The 26,930-nt window shown below is 37.8% G+C and carries 14 protein-coding genes and 1 pseudogene; 3 read left to right on the top strand and 12 right to left on the bottom strand.

All coding sequences use genetic code 11. The features are described from left to right. Positions 1-133, top strand: a pseudogene (locus tag RIB54_RS00005) (IS1595 family transposase); the annotation flags it as partial. 311 nt (positions 134-444) lie between these two features. On the opposite strand, the gene RIB54_RS00010 reads toward RIB54_RS00005, so the two are convergent. Further along, complete coding sequence (locus tag RIB54_RS00010) at positions 445-1,026, bottom strand: hypothetical protein (RefSeq protein ID WP_350098559.1); 582 nt, start codon at positions 1,024-1,026, stop codon at positions 445-447. A 718-nt stretch (positions 1,027-1,744) separates the two neighbouring features. Here RIB54_RS00010 and RIB54_RS00015 point away from each other — a divergent pair. Further along, the gene (locus tag RIB54_RS00015; protein WP_350098561.1) at positions 1,745-2,107 is read left to right on the top strand and encodes a site-specific integrase; all 363 of its coding nucleotides are present in this window, start codon (positions 1,745-1,747) and stop codon (positions 2,105-2,107) included. A 417-nt stretch (positions 2,108-2,524) separates the two neighbouring features. Further along, a complete protein-coding gene (locus tag RIB54_RS00020) occupies positions 2,525-3,175 on the top strand; it encodes a 4'-phosphopantetheinyl transferase family protein (protein WP_350098563.1) in 651 nt (216 codons plus the stop codon). Positions 3,176-3,224: 49 nt separating this feature from the next. On the opposite strand, the gene RIB54_RS00025 is transcribed toward RIB54_RS00020, so the two are convergent. The 11 genes from RIB54_RS00025 to RIB54_RS00075 form a co-directional block, all read right to left on the bottom strand. Continuing rightward, positions 3,225-3,935 (bottom strand): hypothetical protein, encoded by a 711-nt coding sequence (locus tag RIB54_RS00025; RefSeq protein WP_350098565.1) that lies wholly within the window; start codon positions 3,933-3,935, stop codon positions 3,225-3,227. 44 nt (positions 3,936-3,979) lie between these two features. Next, entirely contained in the window at positions 3,980-4,768 is a 789-nt protein-coding gene (locus tag RIB54_RS00030; RefSeq protein ID WP_350098567.1) for an aspartate/glutamate racemase family protein, read from the bottom strand. Between the two features lie 146 nt (positions 4,769-4,914). After that, positions 4,915-6,102 (bottom strand): glycosyltransferase, encoded by a 1,188-nt coding sequence (locus tag RIB54_RS00035; protein ID WP_350098569.1) that lies wholly within the window; start codon positions 6,100-6,102, stop codon positions 4,915-4,917. Between the two features lie 21 nt (positions 6,103-6,123). After that, complete coding sequence (locus tag RIB54_RS00040; protein WP_350098571.1) at positions 6,124-6,855, bottom strand: thioesterase II family protein; 732 nt, start codon at positions 6,853-6,855, stop codon at positions 6,124-6,126. Positions 6,856-6,934: 79 nt separating this feature from the next. Then, a complete protein-coding gene (locus RIB54_RS00045) occupies positions 6,935-7,741 on the bottom strand; it encodes a cupin-like domain-containing protein (RefSeq protein WP_350098573.1) in 807 nt (268 codons plus the stop codon). Between the two features lie 149 nt (positions 7,742-7,890). Continuing rightward, on the bottom strand, positions 7,891-8,838 hold the full coding sequence (locus RIB54_RS00050) for a TauD/TfdA family dioxygenase (RefSeq protein ID WP_350098575.1): 948 nt from the start codon (positions 8,836-8,838) through the stop codon (positions 7,891-7,893). A gap of 56 nt (positions 8,839-8,894) precedes the next feature. Then, complete coding sequence (locus RIB54_RS00055; RefSeq protein ID WP_350098577.1) at positions 8,895-10,418, bottom strand: serine hydrolase; 1,524 nt, start codon at positions 10,416-10,418, stop codon at positions 8,895-8,897. Between the two features lie 84 nt (positions 10,419-10,502). Beyond that, a complete protein-coding gene (locus RIB54_RS00060; RefSeq protein ID WP_350098579.1) occupies positions 10,503-13,586 on the bottom strand; it encodes a cyclic peptide export ABC transporter in 3,084 nt (1,027 codons plus the stop codon). Between the two features lie 73 nt (positions 13,587-13,659). After that, positions 13,660-17,733: a non-ribosomal peptide synthetase gene (locus tag RIB54_RS00065; protein ID WP_350098581.1), complete on the bottom strand. Its 4,074-nt coding sequence runs from the start codon at positions 17,731-17,733 to the stop codon at positions 13,660-13,662. 12 nt (positions 17,734-17,745) lie between these two features. Then, positions 17,746-24,210 (bottom strand): non-ribosomal peptide synthetase, encoded by a 6,465-nt coding sequence (locus RIB54_RS00070; protein WP_350098583.1) that lies wholly within the window; start codon positions 24,208-24,210, stop codon positions 17,746-17,748. 4 nt (positions 24,211-24,214) lie between these two features. Then, the coding region (locus tag RIB54_RS00075) for a non-ribosomal peptide synthetase (RefSeq protein ID WP_350098585.1) at positions 24,215-26,930 on the bottom strand (2,716 nt) is incomplete at its 5' end.

A 26,930-nucleotide genomic window follows, 5' to 3' on the forward strand; every position in this document is an offset into this window, starting at 1 on the left:
TGGCAACTACCACAAGATCAAAGGGAAATATTTGCAATTGTACCTCAATGAGTTTGTCTATAAGCTTAACAGAAGGCATTTCGGTGAAAACCTGTTTGATAGGCTCGTAATTGCAAATATCATAGGATTATGAGACTTTACCGATATTCAATAATGGATATGTTGAAAACAGCTTGTCCCGAAATTGGGACAATTTGTTTAGAATTCTCTGAGAAAATATAAAATGTTCAGCTATTTCAGTAAAACTGAAAAATAAAAAAGGCATGGATTTTATCCGTGCCTTTTAAATTGAGTAGTTCTGATCTTACTCGTTTTCTTTACATAAATCTAATACGACTGCTCCTGTAGCAGGAGAAGGACCACCCTTTGCAATAACATTGCCTTTGGCTGATGTGACTGAAAATGTGCATTCTGCAGGATAATCACCATTCACCTACTCAAAGCTCACACTTGTGATCCTACCGGAACTATAAAATCTTCTTTATTCGTTACAAATTCTGGGTCATTTCTGCTACCTGAAGCTGCATCATATAGATTAGGGACCACAAAAGTCTGAAATTCAGCACCATCAACATAGGCTACTAACTTAGATCCTTGCCAACCATCACCATATGAATCTGCCATAGAGATTGCATATGTTTGAACAGGGTCTTTAAGTACCTGACCACATTCTACAATCCAACCAATCTGACAGTTAGAACCAGGAACTTCAGTACATACACTAGGAGACCACCCTTCGAATACCCTACCGTCAGCACCAGTTAGAGACCATGTTAGTATAAAACTATCACCATCAATAAACGGCTGTCCACCAGCAACATTTCTTGATGGTTTACCTGCATAGGTAAATACATCTACCGCAGCATCATTACCATCATCGTAGTTAAAAGTGGTGCCAGCAAAAGCTGCTGCTATGTCACTTTGAGTCAACGTAAAGGTGATGTCCTCTCTGTTACTACCAGCGGTCACAGTATTTACTAGTTCTGTACCATGGTTAGCCACAACAGCATCACCGTTTTCATTCACATAAGTCTCAGTCCATTGAACATAAAAGTCTACACTGACTATTTCATTGGCACCATCAACTGAAATCCATCTCCAGTCAAAAGTTATGTCTACAGACTCATCTCCACGGATAAAATTTGCCGCTGAACCGTCAGCAACCTGACCGAATGAATTAACACCGGTTTCCCACTGTAGGAAGCGTATGTGCTATCAATGACTTTTGAAACAGTTTTTACCACAAATTCTTCTTGAAGGCATATTTTTGACATTGTTCGACTTTTAAATAATAAAATGCATTGTATTCGTCAAATAGGATACTATAAAAAAACATCAAACTAGGACAGCTTTTGCTATAAGGACGCTTGCTATAGTTTGATCGTATACAATTAACACAATGGTATTAATCAAAAAATCAAAACACAAGCATTTTTTCATGATTTATTATTAAAATTCAATCTATTTTATTGAATTATATTTTACTATTTTTTATGACTATATGCATTTTTAGGAAAATAAAGTCCCTTCAATTCCTTTTTTACATTTGATCCTATTGGGGGATATTTTGCGTTTTTTTTTACAAACAGAGCATTAAGGCTTACCGTAAACTCAATAATTGAATGCTCCTTCAACGGAACATTTAAGCTTCGTTTCTCATGCTATCATTTGCCTGGTCAAACAGATATGGACGAAAGGAATGGTTCCGATATTGGAACATTCAATTAAGAATTTTTGATAGAGAATGCAGCTTATTAAAGAAGGGGTGACTAAAATTGAAGACCTAGAATTAGAGCCTGAGAGCAATATTTGGCATGCAAGAAATGTCTGGCTTTTTTCTTTTTATTTTGCAGGTATTAGAATTAGAGATGTTATTGAAATGAAATGGTCAGATTTTAAAGACCAGCGTCTATATTACGTCATGCGTAAAAGCGAAAAGCCTGTTTCGTTAAAAATTCCTAAAAAGGCTGACAAAATTTTATCATTATACAAAGGGAAAGAAAACTGTGGTTATGTATTTCACTTGCTAAATAATGTTAGCCTAAAAGACAAAAGGGACATCTTTAGAAAAGCAGAAGTGCATCTAGACTTAATAATAAATACTTAAAAAAGATTGCTACAGAAGCAAGTATTGACAAAAAAATTCTACCCTTATAGCAAGGCATACTTTCGGTAATATTGCCGGTGACAAGATACATCCTATTGAACTTCAAAAGCTATATCGCCATGGACATCTTACGACAACGACTAATTACCAAGCAAATCATATTCATAAAGACGCTGATGATGCATTGGGTAGTGTGGTTGATTTTTAGAAAATTAAATTCTAAATGACGCATCTTAATATTTAATATATCATGTAAATACCTCACTTAGAAAATTTTTGTTTATTACCCTTAATTTCTTCAAAGCTTGGTGAAGGTGTAAGCACCCCCTTTCAATATCCTAGACTCTAAGACTGATGAAAATGAGGGTTAGAATAACATAAATTCCAATAAAATAATTACTTTAATTATTTTAGAGTGTGGAAAAAGAACATATTGTAAAAGTATATTATTCAAAAATCAATCAAATTTTACCTATGAAGAGATATAGGGACTATTTAAATATGCTTCCTTTAAAAATGATTGAGAAAAACAAACGTTATGTTAGATGGCAGGATAAACACGCCCACTTATATGGTAAATTATTATTACTTGAAGGGTTAAAGTCTTACAACTTACAACATGATATACTTAGAAAAGTTAAATATAATTCATACAACCGCCCATATTTACCTGGAAAAATCGATTTTAATATTTCACATTCTGGCAAATATGTTGTTTGTGCATTAGGTGTTAATGTCCGACTAGGCATTGATATAGAAGAAATAAAACCTATAGATTTCAATGATTTAAAATCAGTAATGACAAATGATCAATGGTTGAAAATTCTGGATAATAATAAGCCGTTCGAATGTTTTTTTAATTACTGGACAATGAAAGAAAGTGTAATAAAGGCTGACAGTCGTGGGTTGTCTTTGCCTATTCAAGGATTGGATAAAATAGATAATACAGTAATAGTTGAGGATAAAATTTGGCATTTGAGTCCTTTAAAAATTGATTCAAATTATTCAACTTATCTTGCGGTCAATACACCAATGATTTCAATTGAATTTAATAATCTGAAATTTTAAATATTAGACCAGTAAGAGTTTATATTGGGTTTCATTTTTTTAACTAAATTTATAATTTAAATAAATTTTTATAATCTTTTATATTGGAATAAGTAGATAATTGTCCTATATAATCTATATCTATTGGCATTTTTTTTCTCTTGACCCATTCTTGCAAGACATTTCTTTCACCAAATCTATCCCCGTAAAAGTTCTTCTCAATATTAGTAAAGGGTATAACATATTCTGCGATTTCACTAAATCGATAATCTTGATGTGTTGCTGTACAATATATTTTGTTGAAACTATCAAAAGAATCTCTACAAATAACCTGAATGGCTGTTTCAGCAAAGTCATAATATCGTGAATAAAAAGCCGTCCAGCCAACAGACAATTTTTGAATGTAATCGAACATTTTCCTGCTAACAATGTAAAAGTCCGATTCAATATGTATCATTTTATCGAAACCATATTTTTCCGCCAACTTTATTGAAAAAGAAAAACTCCTCCACCATCCGGGATAATCAGATATAGACAGCCTCCCTAAATGATCTTTAAAATGAATCAGATTAACTTTGCTTTTTAAAGTATCCGGTAATTCCAACGCATTAAAGATAGCTACCCTATGATCAAACATAGTATTGGGACTACCATCATCAATTATAAACAACTCACAAGCATTGAGCATATCCAACTTATTTGAATAATAATCAATCCACTTTTTATACCTTTTGTAATTGTTAAAGTCAATATAACTTGTACAAAAAATCGCAGTCTTCAATTAAAATGAATTTAGTTTTTATTCTGTGTTTTACATTCCAAAAATTACAACGTAATACCTAAATCAACCTCCTGGTCTCGTGGAGGAAGAACTGTAGCTTCTCTAATTAATGCTTTAGCCAATATTTCAATTGAATCAATAACATTCATATCTTTTATAGAGCCAGGCCAATAGATTAAAGACAATTCGGTACAAGCTAGCAATATGGTATCTACATTTTTTTTTCTGAAATAGTCCAAGGCACAGTTCCATAATGAAATGGCTTCGGTTGTTATGTAAATGGGATTTGACTTAATCCCAATTTGGTGGTCATATATTAATCTATGTATAATCTCATTTTGAAATTCGAAATCAGGAAGGACAACCTCAAATCCACAGTTATGCAACAAATTGGAATAAATCTGTGACTGATAAGTGCCATTTGTCATCATTATTCCTATTCGATTTGTTTCAGGATGATGTCTATGTATATATGTCAAAACTTCGGAGGGCAGGTATAATAGGTTAATATCCGGATTGTGCTTGATAATTTCTTCTTTTATCAAATTAAATATTTTAGGTGAGTGAGATGTATTGCAAGGAATTCCAATAACCTCAGCACCGGCCCGATTGAGTTTTTCAATTATTTTTATAATTTCATCAGCAGGATTTTCCTTGGTTAAACCACATAAAAATTTGGTTCTATCTTGTATCGCTCGAGGAAATGTCATTAAAATAACAGAAAGGTGTTCTTGATCAGTTATTGCCGAAGTGTGTCGCACGATAGCCTCATGAAGTGTTACTCCTGCCTGTGGTCCCATCCCACCTACTATCCCTATAGTTCTGTGTTCCATTTTTATGTATTGAAGTGCTCAGAGCCTCATTGTAAATAACCTCAGAAGTAACCCGATCAACCTTGCACTTAAAATAAAGATCACAGGAAACAAGATGCTAAAACTCATTCGCATTGAAAATCGTTCTATCTGATTTGGTTTTCTAATTACAACACTTTTGTTTTGGTCTTTGAATTATGATGCTTACTGAGTAGCGTATTGATTATTTCATCAAAGTCAAACTCCTCTTGAACCTTTTGTATCTCCCCTTTCAGCCTACAGAGAATCTTTTTCATTGCATCTATTTTCTCTTTATTGAAAAGCAACCTTTGGACACTATTGATGAACTTGTCATGATATGTACCCCTATCCAAATCAGCTGATATATACTCAGCGGCATTCACCTCATCCAACCTTATGGCGATATCATCCCGATCGTAGCACTTGCTTCCAAGGACTATTGCAGGCAGAGTGTGTTGCAACTGATAGTTATAGGTAGCACTCCCGCATTGATGAATCATTAAGTCTACATTACGGCAAACCTGGTTCATTGGGACAAACGGGGCATAAAAACACTGAGCTGCTACTTCCTCATGGGGCTCGAAGTTCTCGATATTAGTAATTACAGCATGCCCTTTATCCAATAAATGCTGCAAACACGTTAGGGCATTTTCATAAATAACTTCTGGCTGACCGAGCCCAATTGTAAAATATATCTTTTTTCGATCCTCATTTCTGCTTAAGAAATCGGAAACGAGCTTGAACATATCATCTGAGAACACCCCGGTTGCAGTCATGTCCAAGTCATTTAAAACTAATGGTCCAGAGTAAAAATATGACTGTTTATCAGGTATCTTATCAGGCAACTTTTCTATACTAGGAATGGCCGGCAATATATTTACATCACCTACAAAAAGATCACTCTTTGACTGTGGTTCCCACATATTTTCCTCGTAAAGTTTAAACGACTTCAGCTTATCAAAGTGTTTGATTAGCCCCGAACTATGCTCATAGCCAGGTGTGTTTTGTTCGTTTGGCAAAATTCCGGTTCTTACAATTGATACTCTTGGAATAGAGTGAACTCTGCTTGAAAAGCCTGTGTAAAAATTTAAATCATCAACTAATATGTCTGGCCTAAATGCTTCTATGGTCATCAACTCCTTCATCAATTCATCATTCCATTGTCGGTCCATTTCGAATGTTTGAAAGCCCAAATTTTGAATGTGTGAATGAAATTCCTTTGGTAAGAGAAAAGTCATCTGGTAAGATTCGGGGCTTAACATTTTTGCCAGGGAGGCAAGTGGAATGATGTGTGATGCCATTGGATGGGGAATGAACAAAATCTTCGTTTTCATGATATTCACATATTGGTTGTTTTAATTACTATGGACAACAGGTATTTCGAGTAAGGTTCTGTTAATAATATTGATCATCGACTTTGCGTGCTCATGCAAAAAGAAGTGACCCCCGTTAAAATGGAATATACTACACAGTCCGCTTGTATGCTCTTTCCATCCATCAATTTGCGCAGGTGTAAGATCATCATCTTTACCTGCGAATATTGTGATATCATAATTAAACAACTCTGTCTTTCTATCTGTAAAGTCAGTCTCAGCAATTCGGAAGTCATTCCTTAACAGCGGAATGAACAGTTCCATTAGTTCGGGGTGTTCAAAAAATTCTGGTGGTGTCCCCCCAAGGTTGATGATTTCTTTCTTAAACACTTCTTCTTCTAAATAGGCATATTTCTTTGCATCCGGTCTTTTAATATGTGGAGAGCTTTTCCCAGAAAAAAAAATATGCTGAGGTTCTCGTGAGCCATCGGCTCGAATTTTTCTAGCCAGTTCGTAAGAAAGCATTGCCCCCATACTATGTCCGAAAAATGCATATGCCTTTTGTCCTATATCCTTTTGTACTATTTCGAATATATCTTGTATCGCATCATTAACAGTAGCATAGTGAGGCTCATGTATCCGTTTACCTCTACCCGCAAGCTCTAGAGGCTTTATTTGGATTTGTTCATCTAAGTATTTACCCCACTGGCTATAGGCGCTTGCCGACCCACCAGCATAGGGCAAACAAAAGAGGGTAATTCTCTTGTCCATCATAAATTATTTTTAGGGTTGTCAAAAAGGGATGTTCAGTAGGGTTTACCTAGCCAGGTAAAGTTTGATCCAACTGAAAATTTCATTTGTTCACAAAGAATTTCGACTTTAATGAATCGAGGATTCCTAGTGCAATATTGTTATTATGTTTCCTTAGGTAGTCCTCCACCATTTCGTAATTGGTGTGATTAATGAAGTTTTCAGTCAACGCAATGGAGTGTTCTAAGTTTATTACCATATGATGCCAATTTCCTGGTGTGAATACTATTTCTCCTTTTCGTTGGATGGTATAGTATCCTTGGGTTTTCCCATCATATGGAAAGTAATAACCATTGGGGTCATCATTCGATATCTCAGGGGCTTGGCCTTCCGGAAAAAAAAGCCATAGTTTCGCCCCTTCAACAACCACATTCCAGGCGTTAGTCATAAAAACATCAAGATGGATTTTAGAATATGAGTACTTAGGACCGATATAGATCCAGGTAAATTCCATCGCATCAGGAGGAAGCGACCACAGCCAATTTTCAAAATGGGGAAGTACCTGGTAATCATTTTTCATATCCTCAAAATCTTCGTAGAAGGTCCAATCTTTTATATAATAGGGATGGCGATGATCATAACACTTGAGGTATTCTAAATACTCGTTGTAAGAAAATTCTTTTTTTGACCCTGTATCCGACTTTACAGCCATAAAGCGATAATTTCCCAATTTGTCATTCCATGATTCGAGGTTCCACTGCTTTAAGGCAGGCCATTTAGAAGTCATATCTTCGATAGCCAAAGGGTGTTTAAGTGAGGCGTATTTTTGTTCAAACTCAAGCTTACTAATATGAGCTACTCTATCTATAGGTTGATAGAGTTTTTTCGCAAGGTTTACTAGTTCAGTCATTTTGGTGAAATTTAAGTTTGTCAGAGATATTTACATCCGCCCTTGTCTTACAGTGAGTGCCAGCAATATTTGGGATGACAAGATGAATATCAATTATGATTTAGCAGGCGAAAAATGGCATATCTATTCATACCAACCAATAGTTTCTTTCAAGCAGACATTGATACTATTACACGTCTCTGCCCTGTGTACGGGTTTCTTCCATGACTCACCATCTCATTATCAACGATAAGCAGTTCATTCCGATTCCACTTAGGAGCCACTGTTACTTCTTCAATACACTGAAGTATTTTTTCTATCGTATCCACTGGAATTGGCTCTCCGTTCCCATAGGTTACGTAAGTGGGGAAATCTTCGGGAGAATCGTAAATGGCTGCCATGGCTTCATATACTTCTTTACCTAACTGAATCGGGTGAAACTGATCCACTTGATTGAACCAGATTTTTTCTCCTGTCTTCCAATGACTTATAATTCCCTTTGATTTTTGCTTCAATCTAAGGGAATCATTTGCTCTCCACTCAAAATCTATATTTAAGTCGCGGCAATGGGCTTCGACCTGCTCTTTGCTCTCCGTCTCGAAAGCATTCTTCCATGACATTCCCAAGCCTTTACCTGCATGAAGGTTTCTTAAATAAACAATACCGTTTTCCTCAATAGATTCTGCAATTTCTTCTTTCATATTCTGTAGGATCAAACGACTATCAGCTAACAGGGTTTCTCCACCACTTTCTGCAGGGGTTATGCAGCTAAAGAAAAGTTTACGAGGCCACTTTGCTGAGTACGAAAGCTCATTATGCATAGTAATTTTTTGACTAGCATCGTACTCTGTAGATGTATAGATGTTGCCCGAAACTTTTGTTCTAGGCGATGTGCCATCAATATAATTCAAGAACTTATTAGAAATTGACCCGGTTATTTTCTCGAAGTCCTCAGTCGAGTTAATTTCTACACCTATAAATTTGAGAGCTCCAAATTGGAGTAACTCCTTCTCAATTTCTTCAGAGTTAGACTGGTAGAAATCAATAAACTCCTGCGGGTTCAAATTTTCTATTTGCTTGATTTTAGGCAGTTCGGTTTTGGTTTTAATAAAGCTCATTTGATTAGAATTTAAAGTATAAAGAAGTGATTTTATTTGTCTGAATGCTGTTTGTATTATCTGTTGGACTCGGCCAGGTTATCCTGACAGATTTGAATGTCAAATTCCAAAAAATTGTCATCATAGCCCATTTCTTTTGCCTTATGGAGACTTTTCAATGCTTCTTGAAATTCTCCTTCCCTTAATTTCATCTTTCCTTTCACCCAATAGGTCTGAGCTGAATTTGGGTATAGTTCAAGGTTTTTCTCTAATATCTCCTCTACAAATGCCGGATGTCTATTCTTTAATATATAAGCCAACTCGCTTAACGTATTCATACCAATATTACCTTGGGTATCATCAATCAACCGTTCGAGGCTTTCCCGTAGTTTGGTCTTATCATCCTGGTAGTTTTTAAATAAAGTACAGGCATTGCTTGGATATTGCTCAAACATCCCCTGATCAAAAAACCTGTTTACATCCACACATAGAATTTTCTTGCTTAGATATTTACCCACTAATTCCCCCCTGTTACCATTAGTAAATAGTACAAGTCCGCTAGATTTTTTTACTGAATAGAACATTTGCGCTCTATAACCAGGGTTACTCCCCCAAAAAAGTAAAAGCGTATCTCCATCAGATACTTCTACCTGGAATCCATGCCCCATATAAAAGTTCTCTCCATTATCTTGGTTAAATACTGGCTTTATGAAGTCATCTGTAAGTGTCGTTGGTATTCGATTTTTATCAAACATCGCAATGATCATTTTCGCATAGTCATTTGCAGTAGTTTGAATTGCAGAAGAAGGAATAGGTTCAAGATTTTTTGATTGGTTTTTTATGAGGTTGCCAAACCTACTATGACCCAAAGCGTAATTTGCGGGGATAGTCCCTCCCTGCTCAAATGCCGAATATGTATGCTTGAGGCCCAAGGGCTCATACACCAACTCTTTCATGTACTGTACTATTGGCTTGTTGAGAATCTCAGCTATGGCATCTGCCAAATAGTTGTACCCTTCCCCGGAGTACACAAAGCGCTCATCAGGATCACTGATTATTTCTAAGATTTGTGGGTTATTCTCATTTTCCCAATCTTCTATACCTGACGTATGAAATAATAACATTCTAGAGGTGATTTTTAGATATCTCTCATCGTGAGATAAACGCGGATTAGGGAGATATTGATAAACCGGCTTATTCAGGTCTAGTAAACCTTCATCGGCCATTTTCAGTGCGGCATACATTAAAAATACTTTTGAAAGAGAAGCTGCCTGGAATGTAGTCCCCTCAGTAACTTCTTCATCATTACCCCTGACTCCGTAAGCTCCTGAGAAAACTACCTCACCCTGATCAATCACGGCAAGAGACATTCCAGGAACAATAACGGTATCCATAACCGACTCAATCTCACTATTGAGATGGTTGATATCTATTGACCTATTATCAACCACAAACTGCTCACTCTTCTGGCCAATGGAGCAAAGAGGAGTTATTAGAAAAAGGGCGGCGATTAGGTGTAAGGCTAGAATTTTCTTAGTACTTCTAGAGTAACGTTTTTCATTCCTCGCTATTTGCATAAAAATATCTACATTCAGTTTCATTTTGATTGGGGTTTATATTTAAACAATAGAAATTCAAGGTTTTTTAGATGAGCCAACAATAGCTGTAAGTTGATTACTGTATGGCTAAGAGGTCACATCTGGTAAACTCACCTGTCTGGAAGGGTGGAGGGTGTCAGAGAATTTCTCTAAAGCTCCCTGATCCAGTTTTACGATCTTGTCTGCGACATCGAAGTAATGGTCATCGTGAGAAATAACAATAATAATTTTGCCTGTTTTCCGCATTTTGGGTAAAAGAGTTCTGTAGAAAAATTTACGATAGGAAGGGTCTTGATCTGCTGCCCATTCATCAAACAGATAGATGGGTGAATCCTCCAGATAGCATTGCAACAGTGCCAGCCTTTTTCTTTGACCACCAGATAAGTTAATTGTGCTATAACTATCCTCTTTTATGCTTACCTTCTCTTCCAGGTTTAGCTGTTTTAAATAAAACGCTATCTCTTCCTTCTTTGCATCGACATCAATATTATACAGCTTTTGAAACAAGTACATTGGGCTAAAAACAGCAGAGAAATATTCTCCCAAGAAGCGAGGATCAACTACTTGGTCATTAATTTTAAACTTGCCTTCATCAGGATTATATAAACCCATTAAGAGCTTGGCGAACGTGGTTTTTCCACTTCCGTTTCCGCCTACGATGAAAAGGATCTCTCCACCGTTAATTTTAAGGTTTATAGGGCCCACGGAAAATGGCTTTTCCGATGTTTCCTTTTTGTATTGAAATATAACACCCTCGGCTTCAATACTTTCTATTTTCTCAGAAAGTGCTGGTGCCTTTTCATAAAGGTCCTGATTTGCCGGAATGTCCTTGATGAAGTTGACTATTCTACGATATGCCACTCTCAATTGCAATATTGAGGGCACAGAGCCCAAAATGCCGTTTATAGGCCCAATCAGGTAAAGTAAAATAATCACAAAGCTCATGATTGTATAAAATTCAATATTTGGGAACATCTCACGAAGTCCAAATGCAACTACACCTAATAGTACCACAAGTAATGATTCACCCACCAGAAAAGCATTAACAAATCGTAAATCAGCCTTTGAAATTTTTTCTCTGAATTCATTAGCACTTTCTGCAACATCATCTTTATAGAAAATTTTCTTCTTACGATGTAAACTCAACTCCTTGAACCCATCAATCATACCGTTGATCAACCGCATAAAAACAGTTCTAGCCTCCCTGGCATCTTCATAGTATTTATTAGTGCTCTTACTTACAAAGTAGTAAATGGTAGATAGACTTATAATCAATGAGATAGTTAACAGCGTAGCCCAGGCCGCAATGGATGCCAGGTATAAAAAGGCACCAATTGCAGTGATAACACTTGTTATTAGGGTTAGAAACGTATTACTGGACTGCCCAATGGTATTGACGTCATTGTTCAATGCAGTGTATACCCGACCTCTATCCATTCTTTCGAAATGATCATAGGAGGTAGAAAATATTTTTTTTGTCAGCTTTAATGTCAAATCATATATTAATCCTCTGGTAACTTTAATCAAGTTGCTTTGAACAAATTTCCTCCCTCCTAAGTAGACAAAAAGTATTAGGGCATAGAAAAAAATCAGGTATTTCAGTTCGATATCAGTATTTAGAGCCGATGTTACCATAATAATTACACCAACATTAGAAAGCCCGGATAATATACTTGCTATGATTATTTGAGGTGCCAGCTGACGATACCGATTATGATCAGGAAATATAAGAGCAACTGCATGTGCTATGTAGGTAATTCCCACTGAGAGCATTAATAAAACAATTAGCACATGAAGACTCCATGGAGTCCATACCATGATAGATTCCCAATTGAAACCAACAATTGCTTCTGGCAACAAGTAAACGCCGTAAATGAAGGGGACAATTATGCTTAGGGAAATGAAAAACTTAATGCTACTAGTAACAATAGATTTGGTAAACCTCCTTTCGCCTCTAAAAATACCTCTAATAATGTAGGCCATGAATGCCAAGACCAGTAAGGTGTAAAGAGCCAGCGCAATAGAGACATATGAAAATACTTTATCCCCTCCATCACCAGGGTCAAATCTCCTATGCACCTTTTCACCTGACATAATTTTCATTACTCTTTCACCAATTGCGGCTGTCTGATTACTATTACTATTGGCAAGTATTACAACACCTAATATACCTTCCGGATCGAAGGACACATAGCTCGTAAAATTTGGATTTCGACCCGTGTGAAATATATTACCCGACCCGTTGAGGGACACCTCCCAACCAAACGCGTAAGAATTCATATTATGTAATGGAACAGATTCGTCTCTTTGGTGTGTCAGTTTAGCCAAAGGATATAAATCAGATTCCACCATCCCCATATGAAATTTGACCCATCTACTCATATCCCGGGCATTTGATATCACATAGCCCGCTGCATTGTTGGCGCGGTAGCGTGGGGCATTGAATTCTCTAGCGCTGAAAAAACCTAGACGATAACCTGTTGCCATTCTTGAGGTATCTGAGGGCTCGCCAATCGAAGTAGACTTCAGTTCCAGTTCTTCAAAAATCTCCTGTTGCATGTAATCTTCAAAGGGCTGTTCCACCACCTTTTCTATAATTAAGGCCAAAACATCATAGTTTATTGTGGCATACTCATACTTTACCCCCGGGGCATCCTTCAACTCCAGATCAATTAGTTTCTTAACAGTCTCTTCCAAAGCTCCAGGCGCATCAGTGGGGGGTATAAGTGAAATTGTATTCCAAGGTATGCCGCTGGTGTGATGCAACAACTGCTGAATGGTAATCTCGCGAGACCGGTCTTTATAGGATACTTTAAACCAGGGTAAGTAGTCGGACACAAAATCACTCAAATCAATCTTTTTGGTTTTGGCTAATTTCATTACTGCCAGCGCTGTAAACGCCTTACTACATGAGCCCAATTCAAACAATGTTTGTGAGGTAACAGAGTCCTGATGTCTTTTCGAAGCATATCCATAGTTTCTGATTATTTCTTGCTCTCCGTTGATCAAAACCACAGATAATCCAGGAATATGTCCCTTCTCTTGTTGGTTGAGGACTTCTTCATCAATTTCATTGAGTGCTTCCTCAGATATTTGAGCTTGTATGTTAGTAGAATAAAGAAAAATGTAACATACTAATAACACTTTTAGGGTGTGAGATAAGTAAGGCATAGTCGTTTTTATTTGGTCAGGTTGAATGATGCCAATAGGCATCTAAGAAAATAAATTTAGAATCGGCAAACGGTTACAGGTCCGAAGAAATATACTCGGCCAGTGTTTCTACATGGGGTTCTTTCATAATTGAATGGTGATCACCGCCAATTGTTTTTAAGACTAGATTGTCTCCCAGCCAGCTTAAATCTTCTGTAGACACTGCAGAAGATTCCGTTTGATATAAAAGAAGTTTACAGTTTAATTCATCGGAAAATGTATAGGTGTTAAGACCATATTTTAAAGATCGTATTCTATTAAAAGATTTAATCGCCTGCTCATAGCTCAGCTCCTCAAAGTATGGAACCATCTTTTTATACTCGTTGGGTATAGCATCTTTTAATTTAGATGATGAGAGGTTAGGCTCATTTAAGTTTATTACTGCCTGACGCCAAAGTTCATCAATACTACTGACCTCCATATCTGCTAAGTCGATATTGAGATGTTCGTATATAAATTTTCTTTCCTTGTACTTCGTAAATTCTTCTGTTTTCGTCACGGTAGCAGGTGAATTGAATGAGGAATCTATCATTATAACCGCCTTAACCTGTTCATTCAACTCCTCAAGCTGCCTGGCTATTTCAAAGGACAGTGCTCCTCCCAAGCTCCACCCTATCAAAGTATACGGGCCTTCATTTTGCACTTTCTGTATGTTACGGATATACTCATTGGCCATTTTTTTAAAATCTACAGCTTGAGGGCCATAGGCATTAGAGTCAGTATATTTTAAACCCCAACAATGGAAATTCTTTAATCTTTTTGATAAAGACAAATACCCCTGAATATCCCCACTACCATCATGAACAAAAAACAGATTATCATCCGACAAACCATTGCTAATTTTCTTGATATGGTCAAATTCCTCAATCTTTGTATTATTTGCTGCAAGCACATGATTTGAAAAATCCTCTAAAACAGGAAATCTGAAAATGTCCAGCAGTTCAATTTGGGTGTCAAAATGAGTGCTGAGTTTTGTTGCTAAAGCGGCGGCCTTTAGAGAATGACCTCCGATTTCAAAGAAATCACTCGTTGTGCTTATTGTCGATTGGTGCACACCTATTACTTCAGCCCACATTTGTACAAGTTGCTTTTCGACCTGATTTTTTGGCTTTCTAAAATCGTTAAGCTGAACCTCCGGATCTGGAAGCACTGCTTTGTTTACTTTTCCATTATGTGTTAGTGGTGTATCTTTTACTTGGACGAAATAATGCGGGACCATGTATTCCGGTACAGACTGCATCAGATGGTCTTTGATTTCATTCTTTTCCAAATGGTGATCAGAAACATAATACCCTACCAGGTACTCATTGCCAAAGATAGTTCTAAGATCAACGCACGAATTCCTGACTCCTTCGAAGCTTGAAAGAAAAGATTCAATCTCTCCAAGCTCGATTCTGCGACCACGAACCTGTACCTGATCGTCCAAACGCCCCAAGAATTTTAAGTCACCATTAGGTGACCAGCACGCCATATCTCCTGATCTGTACAATTTTTCTCCACTTCTATAGGGGTTGTCAACAAAGCTTAAGGCGGTCTGAGCTTCATTATTCAGATAACCATTGGCTAAACCCACGCCACCTATGCACAGTTCTCCTGGCACGTTGGGTGGTAATAATTGCCCGTCCTTATTCAATATATATACTTCTGTATTGAAGATAGGTCGACCGATAGGAATATTCTTATTTTCTCCTTTTGTAATCGTGTGAGAGGTGGCTACCACCGTATTTTCCGTGGGACCGTAGTTATTTACTATGAGGTAGGGCTTATCTTTCACAAAACTCAGCTTGTCTCCACCAGTAAGTAAAACTCTGAGGCTATTGTTATCTTCCATTTGGAATTGCTCACATACCGGTGTCGGCAAAAAGCAAATCGATATTTCATTAGACTTTAAAAAAACATTCAGCTTTTTTACATCCAGTTTTAGCTCTTCAGGTATAAAATGAATAGAAGCTCCGGCTATGATGTACGGAAATATCTCCCATATTGTAGCGTCAAAGCCAACACTAGCATATTTTGCAGCCCGATCATAATGTGAAACCTCAAATTGAAGGTTATGCCACATGCACAAGTTGATTAATGACTCCTGTCTTATGATCGCGCCTTTTGGTTTACCTGTACTGCCCGAAGTATACATGATGTAGCAGGGGTCTGAGTTATCTGACTTTGCATAATCAATTGGACTACCTGATTTTGTTGGCACCTCATTTATGTTCACCACATGCTCAGGGAACTGCGGCATATTTACTGACCTATTTGTGATCAAAACATTACAGGAACTATCCTTAACCATAGTTTCGATTCTATCTTTAGGATTTGTCTGATCGATTAACATAAATGCAGCCCCACACTTGAGAACGCCTATCATAGAAGCTACTAACTCAACCGAAGGAGAGCAATAGATACCTACGACATCATTGACCTTAACTCCATAGCCTTTTAATGCTGCCGCTATGGAATCTGAAAATAAATCCAGCTCATGATAGGTCAGTTCTTGCCCTTGATCTTTGAGTGCCAGGGCATTCGGTCTTTTGCTTACAGATTCTTTAAACAGCTCCACAAGAGTCGTCTCCGGAATCTCTATGGAGGTGTCATTACATTTTTTTAGCCACGAGGTTTGCTCGTGCTCTGTCATTAGAGCAATCTCAGATATTCTTTTGTCGGGATTTGCGATAACCTGATCAATAATATGTTGGAGATAGGAAGAGATGCGATAGACAGTATCTCTTTTAAACAATGAGGTTGCAAATTCATAGTTTAAAAAAATGTCATCATCACTCTGGTTGATGATCAAAGTGAGGTCAAATTTGGAAGTTGTATATTTGCTTCTATACCTGTCGATCTCCAGATCGGGTATTTCCATAACAGACCTTTCGAAATTCTGGTAAGCAAACATCACATCAAATAAGGGGTTACGGGACATATCTCGCTCAATCTTCACCTCTTCTATTAATCCTTCAAATTCATATTCCTGGTTGGCAAAACATGACAAGACTTTTGTCTTTATACCACCAAGAAATTCCTTGAAAGTCATTTCACTTCGCACCTTATTTCTGATTGGCAAGGTGTTTACAAACATCCCTACCATTCCATTTAGGTCTGCGTGATCGCGTCCGGCAACGGGTGTTCCTACTATGATATCCTCTTTGTTAGTCAGTTTGCTTAACAAGATGTTAAACACGGATAGTAGTATCATAAACATGGTTACTTGCTCCTCCCTGGCCAGAGATTTCAATGCTGAGGTAGTTTTGTGCCCCAAGGAAACAGCTAATTGGTCGCCTTCAATTTTTTTAATAAATGGTCTGGGATAATCGGTTGGCAACTCCAATACTGTTACAGGCTCGTTAAACTCGTTTATCCAATATTCCTTTTGTCTTTTTAGTTCGTTTCTCCTGTTTTCTGATTGCTGCCACTCCGCATAGTCTTTATAGTGAATGGCCTGCATGGGTGACAACTTTTCCTGCTTGTAAATTGCATTAAACTCATCTATCAAAATCCCCTGGGAAGTTCCATCGGCAATTATGTGATGCATATCTACTATTAATATATATCTGGCTTCCTCAACCTTGATTAGCCCAACGCGGATTAGAGGGCCATTATTCAAATCAAAAGGCCTTACAAAGCTGTTGATAACATCGTCTATCTCCGATTCAGAAGCAGTGAATGTTTCAATTTCTAGATTAATAGAATCACTAATGATTTGTCTGGGCTCACCATTTATGATTCTGAATGTAGTACGAAGACTCTCATGGCGTGAAACTAAAATTTCAAAACTTTTCTTGAGATAGCTAATGTCAACATCTCCCTTTATCTGAGCCGTTTGTACTACGTTATAGATGATTGATTTTTTATCTAATTCAAATAGAAAGTAGAGCCTCTTTTGGGCAGAAGATAACACGTAACTGTCCTGCTGTGCACATGGAGTTATCGGTTCAAACTCATTCTCAGTGTTGATGTTTTTTAAGAAAGATATAAGATCCTGTTTTTTTTCCTTTACCTCCGCGAGAATATCCTGTACCTCCAGGTCCTCAGGTATGTCCAAAGACAAGTTATCATCCACAACATTTATCCTGATGTTCTTTTGTTTAAGCTTTATTAGGAAGTCATTCATATAGTAAAATGATTAAATAATCACATTTGTTGATTTCGTATCTCCTTCTTGTTTACTTTCGTTAAGCCATCTAAACATTTCAATATGTTCAGCCATCATCTGAATGGTATTTTGATATAAGATTTCCTGCAATGATATTTTTACATTTAGCTTCTGATGTAGCTTGTTCATCAAAACAATGGCTTTAAGGGAATGTCCTCCTAGTTCAAAGAATGTGCTTGATACACTTATTTCACTGGGTTCCATTTTTAATACTTCACCCCATATAATTGCCAGCTCATTCTCAAGATCAGATGCTGGTTTATGGATTTCGCCCTGATTTATTTGTGGTTGTGGTAGGGCATTTTTATCTACCTTGCCGCTGGTAGACAAAGGAATCTGATCTAGTCGAACAAAATAAGTTGGTATCATATAATGAGGTAGGTATTGTACCAAATGTCTCATGAGTTGCCCGGTATTGAGCTCCTCATCGCTCACATAATACCCGACCAGATAATCATCTTCATTGTCATGATTTAATACCACCAGACTGTCATCTATCTGTTGGTGTTTATTCAGATAATATCGAATTTCATCCAGTTCGATTCTAAAGCCCCTTAACTTCACTTGATGGTCTATTCTGCCAAGAAAATCTATATCTCCATTTGGAAGCCATCGAGCATAATCACCTGTCAAGTAAACTCTTTGTCCACCAAGGTTCTGATTTTCGATAAACTTTTGTTTAGTCAAATCTTCATTATGAAAATAACCCACAGCAAGTCCTTTTCCACCAATGCACAATTCCCCTTTTACCCCCTTTGGTACCAATTGGTGGTTTTCATCAAGAATATATAGGCTCACATTGTCTAAAGGTCTACCTATTGGGACCGATCTATCCTGTACCTGGCTAACTGAATAAGCACTAGTGTATATTGTAGCCTCCGTAGGCCCATATATATTCTCCAGAGCAATTGCACTATTTTGCTCTAAAAATCTTTGTGTTAATTCTGGTGGGAGTGCTTCACCAGCCAGGAAAATATACTTTAGACTGGATATTTCTTCCAACCCACTTTTCTCTATACAAGTTAAGAAAGCTCTGAACATGGAAGGCACAAAGTTGATATGCGTTACACCATGCGCACGAATAGTACTCACTATCTGCTCTGGATCGCTTTCACCACCTGCCGGTAACAAGGTTAAAGAACCTCCTTTTAAAAACCACCCAAATATCTCGGCCATGGAGACATCAAAGGTATGAGTGGTCTTAAACATAAAATTATCAGATTCATCCAAGGGATATTTCTCTTGCATACCCTGAATTAAATTGGCTAGGGAGGCGTGTGTTATCATCACACCTTTAGGATTACCTGTGGAGCCTGAGGTGTAAATTACATATGCAGGATCATCCTTAAGCACTTCTGAGCCCTGAAAACGTACCCCGCATTCTTCAATCTGTTGGGTATCTTTATTAAGATCAATCAAACTCAACTCAGGTAGAGAAGATACCTCTACCATCTCTTCCCGGGTAAGTAACATCCTTATCCCGGAATCCTTCATAATTCCTAGAATCCTTTCGGTAGGATCAGACGGATTTATAGGAATGTATATGCCTCCGCATTTCAATATGGCATAAATACACGGAACCAGCCATTCTTCTCTGTTGAGTAAGACACCAATAGCAGTACCATGATTGACTTCTTTTTGCTGAACTAAATAATTGGCAATTTTATTTACTCGGTCTGCAAGTTGTTGATAGGTCAACTCGTGATCGTCAAAACGCAATGCCACATGATGTGGTGTTTTATCAACTTGCTCTTCAAAAAGCCTCAACACATTATGCTCTTTGAATTCCACAACCTCCCCCTGACCGAGAGAATTAATCAATTCGTTTCTCTCGTCCTCATCAATCAATTCAATTTCAGATAATAAGATCGATGGATTTTCGATTACCTGATCAATAATTCTTTTTAAATAGGTCAAAAACTTTTGAGCAGTTTCTGATTTAAAAACCTGAGTGGAGTACTCTATTTGTAGTTTGAATACTTTGTCGTACTCTGAGATGCCCAAGGTAAGATCAAATTTGGAATAATTTGACTGATCCACTACGGTTTCAAACGCTACCCCCGCTGCGTCAGATTGTGCCGAATTGTTTTGGTATGTCAGCATTAAATCAAACAGTGGGTTTCTGCCAGTATCCCTGGGAATGTTCAGGTCTTCGATCAAAGTTTCATATTGATACCCTTGATTTTCAAAGCATCTCAGGCATTTGGCTTTGACATGAGCTAAGAGGTCTTCAAAAGTATATTCATTCTTTATCTGATTTCTAATGGCCAGGGTGTTGACAAACATACCAACCAATTGCTCCAGATCATCATGCTGTCTACCAGATGTAGGCGTACCGATTACAATGTCTTTTTGACCACTTAGTTTGCTTATTAAAATATTATAAACTGTGAGGAAGAACATAAAGTATGTTGCTTCATTTTGTTTCGTGATGCTTTGTATTCTCCCTCCAACATTTTCTTCCAAGGCGAGGTCTAATGAGCTCCCTAAATAATCTCTAAACAGTGGTCTTTCATAATCGGCAGGCAAGTCTATTGCTTCCAGAGTGTATGAATACTCGTTGAGCCAAAACATTTTTTGCTTTTTAGCAAGGGCCTCTTGCTGAGTTCCCTGCTGCCACACGGCATAATCTTTATATTGAAGTTTGAGGTCCGGAAGCGATTTATCATGAAGTAGCTTCTTGAATTCCCTAAAAAGAATTCCTTTGGATATTCCATCTGCTATTATATGATGAATATCTATCATTAGAAATGTATCTTTCTCTGGCGTTTCGAGAAGCACAGCCCTAATAAGTGGGCCAACAGCAAGGTCGAAGGGTTTTATAAAATTTTTGGTAACGCTTCCATTGATACCCGCTTCTAATGAATACGTCTCTACTTGGAAGTCAATAGTATCATGGATAACCTGAACCGGCTCATCGTCAACCAAATGGAATGTAGTTCTTAATATTTCATGCCTTTCAATAAGCTTATTGATGGCCTTATCAATTTTATCCTTATCAATATCTCCTATTACCCTTACTGTGGTAGTAACATTATAAGCTGTAGACTTCTTATCAAATTCATACAAAAAGTATATGCGCTTCTGAGCAGAAGATAATGGGTATGAATCTCGCTCTTCGGCTTTCTCAATTTTTACAAACTCCGTTTGTATACCTTCAGTGACAAACTTTGATAGCGACCGAATCGTTTTGTTATTAAACAGATCTTTCAACAATATCTGCACTCCCATTTCTCTGTAGACCTTATTTACTAGTTTGGTGGCTCGTAGTGAGTGACCCCCAAGCTCAAAAAAGCTACTGGTGACACTAATGCGGCTTTTGTCTATTTTTAGAATATCAGCCCATATTTCTGTCATCTTTTCTTCCATTTCATTAGCCGGTGGCTCATACACATCCCGGGTGGTATTCTCTACATCGGGAAGGGCTTTCCTATCGATTTTTCCACTCGCATTAAGGGGCATTTCAGCAAGATGAACAAACTGTGCAGGCACCATATAGCGCGATACCTTGTCGCTGATATAGTTTTTTATTGTTAAAGGATCCATTTCTTCCTCAGCCACATAATACGCGACCAAATATTGGTCTTCGTTTTCTTCTTTAGTAGCTACAACCGCTTCGGTGATACCTTCGTATTCTAAAAGGCAGCTCTCTATCTCTCCGGCCTCTATTCTAAAGCCATGTACCTTTAACTGATGATCTTTTCTGCCAAAAAACTCAACATTACCATCCTCTCTAATTCGAGCTATATCTCCCGTTTTATAAAGTCTTTTGGAGCTATCATAAGGATCTGGCACAAACCTCTCCTGGGTAAGATCTTCATTATTTAAATACCCCCTTGCCAGGCCAATACCTCCTAAACATAGTTCTCCTTTGATCCCATAAGGGAGCAGGTTCATGTGTTCATCAAAAATGTACATCTCAACATTGCTTATGGGCTGGCCTATGGGCACAGACTTTTCATCTTTGATATTTTCTGTTGAGTAAGCGCTACTATAGACAGTTCCTTCTGTGGGTCCATAAAGATTTTCCAACTTCGCTTTAGCTTCAAGCAAATTGAAACGTTTAACCAATTCCATGGGTAACACCTCACCGGCTAAAAGAACATATTTGAGGCTTTCAATGGACGGGGTACCCGTTGCCTCAAGATGTGACACAACGACTGAAAACATAGAAGGTGCAAAGGAACTGTGCGTCACCTTTAACTTATCTATACAGGATAGTATTTCTGATGGGTCTTCTTCCGCTCCCTGATCTAGTATTACAAGTGATCCTCCCTCTGCGAACCAGCCAAAAATTTCTGCTACGGAAACATCAAATGAGCATGATGTTTTAAATAAATAGCTATCATCCTTTTTTAACGGATACCTTTTTTGAAGGTCCTGAATAAGATTTATTAATGAATGATGTTCAATCATTACACCCTTAGGTGTACCCGTAGACCCTGAAGTGTAAATGACATAAGCCAAATCATCTTTATTCAAAGAAACTTTAGGTGGCTCTGCATCAAACTGCTGTGCTTTCTCCATAATTCCCGATAACTGAACTATCTGTGTTTGAGGAAAGGCATTGGGGTTTATGTCGACATCATCTGTGATGATTATTTGTAAACCTGCATCTGTAGCAATTTTTGCCACCCTATCCTGAGGGTCATTAATATAAATGGGCACGTAAGCACTCCCCGATTTGAGTATTCCAAATAGGCAGGATATTAATTCAATGCTTCTATTAGCTTTCACACCAACCAATTGATTCTTACCGATACCATAATCTTTAATTAAGACTTGGGCAATACGATTAGAAGTCTCGTATAAATCGTTATAAGTCATTGATCTACCCTCTGAAAACAACGCAGTTTTATTTTTATAAGACGTCACATTCTTGTCGAAGAGGTCTATAACAGACATCTTGTATTCCGGAGCAATACTTCGTTTCATTGTGTCAGCCAGTTGCCTGCTACTATCTTGGGGTAAAAGACTCAACTCAGCAATCGGTGCCTTAGGTTCTGCTACTACTTTTCTGGCAATGGTTTCCATATATGAAGCAAATGCAGCAATAGTTTTACTATTAAAAAGCCCCGTATCGTACTGCAGGTTTAAATAGAATTGTTCGTTCCTGGTTCCTGTTGTCAGCATGAGGTCAAACTTTGCATTTGACTTCTCCAATCGCAGCTTTTTATTGTTTTTTGTTTTACCTGAAGGTTCGTTTTTAAAATTCTGAAAAGAAAACATCACATCAAAAAGTGGATTTCTATGAATATCTCTTGGCACCTTTATTTCATCAATCAGTTCCTCGTACTGGTACGCCTGGTTCTCAAAGCACTGCAATAGTTTTGTTTTAACCATTAACAAAAACCCCTCGAAAGAGCTTTCAGCAGGTATATGATTTCTCACTGTCAGTGTATTAGTAAACATTCCAACTACCTCATCTAAGTCTGCATGTAGACGGCCTGCTGTTGGAATTCCTATAACAACATCATTTTGCGCAGTTATTTTTGACAGAAAAAGGAGATAGAGTGTATACATAAGCATAAAGTCTGTAGACTTATTTGCTTTCGCGAGTTCTTTCAAAGAACGTGTAAGCGCCTCATCAAAGCCAAATCTGTATACTTGACCTTCTTTCAGCTGATTTTCACTCCTATTGTTATCTGTTGGCAGATCTAAGGAAGAAGGCAATTCAGCATATTCTTTCAGCCAAAAGATTTTCTGGTTTGCTATATCTTTTCGGTAGTAGGCACTTTGAGTCCATGCAACATAATCTACATATTGAATTTTGGGCCCTGCAAGATCTTGGCCCATATAAATCATACTGAACTCCTTAAACAATATATCCAATGAAATGCCATCTACAATTATGTGATGAAAGTCCAACAGCAATAAACCTTCTCCGGAGCTTTTTTCAACTAACCCAACTCTAAACAAAGGTCCCTCGTGAAGGTCGAAAGGTCTGATGAAGTCATGAATTAGTTTATCGGCATCACCATCCTTTTCTGAAAACAGTTCAATTTTTATTTCAAGGTTATCTGAAATGATTTGAACGGGCTCGTCATTTATAATAGCAAATTTGGTCCTGAGGCTCTCGTGCCGTTGTGTTAATAGATGCAGTGTCCTTTGAAGTCTTTCCAGCTCTATTTCCTCAAGAGTTACCACTTTAGAAATATTGTAGCTAGTCGTTTGTGGCTCCATTTGTTGCATAAAGTGCATCCGGCTCTGTGCGGAGGATAATGGATAGTAGGACGTTCTTGGAATTCTTGGAATCTCTTTGAATTCCGTATTAGGAGAAATTTTTAGTAATCTCAAAAGTTGACTCTTGTTATGTTTTATTTCACTAATTAGACCTTCGGAAAGGTTCTCATTGGGGTCATAAACATCCAAATTGTCCTCGTTGGCTGCCAGGGAAATCCCCAGGGCCTCCAACCTGTTTAATAGGTTTTCCATGATTTTATAATGTGATCTTATTTTCAGAATTTTTGGATTCCTCTGTAATAGAGGAGATCATTATGTGTTCGGCTACTGAACTTATAGTTGGTGATTCAAAAAATTCGGCTAGGAAAATTCTGGTTTCAAATTCTTTTTCAAGAGAATTTAGAAAATTAATGGCCCTTAGCGACTGACCTCCCAGCTCAAAGAAGTTTTGGTCGATACCTATAGCATCCGGGTCGATACCTAAAATCTGTCCCCAAATTTCACAAAGTCTCTGCTGGGTATCATTTTTCGGACCCTGATGAGCAGCTGATTTTGTTATTGTGGGTAGAGGCAGAGATTTCTTGTCCAGCTTTCCATTGGTTGTTAAAGGAAACTTTTCCAAGCGAATAATATGGGCTGGAATCATATATTCAGGAAGCTTTGCAGCTAACTGGTTTTTCACCGCCTTATACGCCAATTCGTTATCTGCAATGTAATAGGCTATTAACTCAGCAGAGCCAATAATATCTTTCATTGCGATAGCAGACTCCTTGACACCATCAATTGCAGAAAAGCATGTTTGTATCTCACTCAATTCAACCCGATTGCCTCTGATCTTAATCTGTTCGTCCTGTCTGCCTAAACAAATAATGTTACCATCGGGAAGATAGTAGCCAATATCTCCAGTAATGTACAATCTGGTGAAATCAGAATTACCATTGGCCAATGAGTTCTTTACAAATGACTCTGATGTTTTGTCGGGATCTTTCCAGTATCCTTGGCCAACCCCAATTCCTGAAACACAAATTTTCCCTGGAATTAGAGGAGGACACAGGTTTTGATGGTCATCCATTATATAGACATGCATATTTTGAATAGGCTTGCCAATAGGCACATTGCCCTTTCCCTCAAAAGGATAAGGCACCACATAATGGGTCACATCATCCGAGGCTTCAGTAGGTCCATATGCATTCAGTAATTTTATATCAGGAAATTTAGTATACCATTTCCTAACTAAAGAACCATAAAGCTGTTCCCCCGTTGGTATCATCCACCTCAACGATTCCAACGTGAAATTTTGATTATGATCTATCCCTTCCAGAAAGGCGGATATTAGAGAAGGTACAGACTCCAATATACTGATTTCATGGTCCTGCAATTCTTTAACCAATTGATTGGAATCCAGTACGATCTCCCTGTCAATAATTACGGTTTTACCCCCCACCAGCAAGGCCGCCAGAAACTGCCATATAGATATATCAAATGATGGCGAAGCCGTTTGGGCAATTACATCGTTTTTGGATATTCCCAGATCAGATATTTTAGCATGCAGATGATTGATCATCCCAAATTGATGAATCATCACTCCTTTGGGCTTCCCGGTAGTTCCGGATGTATAAATGATGTAAGCTAAGTCTTGCGACTCTCCATCGTTGATGGATAGAAGGGTTGATGTTTGATCCTCCAGGTTATCCAAATAAACTTTTGTGAACTCATTATTTGTATATTCAAAGTGCTTATCATGAGCCTTGCTAGTAAGCAGAATTTTTACCTCGCTATCATTCAAAATATCCTCTATTCTTCCTGATGGGTAATTTACATCTACAGGAACATACACCAACCTGCATCTTAAAATGGCCAATATGCTGGTAAGCATATCGATACCACGAGGCATCAATACGCCTACACGATCACCTGACTTGAGACCATGTTGAATTAAAACACGGGCCAGCTTATTGGCCTGTGCAAGTAGTTCAGAATATGTCAGGCTGGTACCATTATGACTAACTGCGACTCTATTCGGATCTTTTGTTGCCTGCTCTTGAAAAAGCTGAAAGTAAGTTTTATCTCTGCTTATTGGTTGCAATGTTTGATTGAAACTTTCAAGCAACAAGCTTTGGTCTTTACCAATGAGATTAATTCTATTCAGCGGTTGTTTGACATCTGACAATAGTTGTTCCATGAGCTGGTCAAAATATGCAGCAATGGCAGCCATCTGACTTGGTTCATAGATAGCAGCATTGTACTCAAAATTTACCTTAATTTGATCACCAGGTATGATATTTAACCATAAGTCATAATTATTTTGAGTAATGCCTTTTTCATCCTCGACCTGAAATTCACCTTCTCTGACAAGGTGATCTTTCAAATTATTTCTGCTAAACCTGGGATAATTCTGGAATACCAATACGTGGTCAAATAAGTCCCAGCCAAGCTCTGTCATTGAATAAAATTCAGAAATGGAATTATACTGATGATCTTTGCACTCCAAGGAGTTCTGCTGAGTCTTTTCGATTAAGTCAATAAATGTATCAGACTCATCTAGCTGGATTCGTAATGGGATGGTATTAATGAATAATCCAACCATCTGATCGACATTCAATAACTCCGGGGGCCTGCCTGAAACTACCGAGCCAAATAGGACGTTGTCTGAATTGCAAAGCTTAGATAGCAATACTGCCCATATTGTTGTAAAAATAGAATTCTGCGTCAGGTTATACTGCCGCGCAATCTTATCCAATTGTTTTACTCTATCTTGATCAATTATTATTAACTCTCTTTCCCAGCCAAAAACAGTGTCGTTAGAATCAAAGTGTTGTCTTTTAGGCAGACCAGTCATCTCATCAAACCCTTGGAGGTACTTTTCCCAGTACGCTTTAGAATCCTCATCAGCACGCTCTTCCAGCCAGCTGATGTAGTGGGAGTAAGGTTTAGCTAGCGGTAACGGGGTCGGTGAGCCGGTGATATGCCCC

The organism is Fulvivirga sp., from assembly GCF_040218215.1.
Lineage (GTDB): Bacteria > Bacteroidota > Bacteroidia > Cytophagales > Cyclobacteriaceae > Fulvivirga.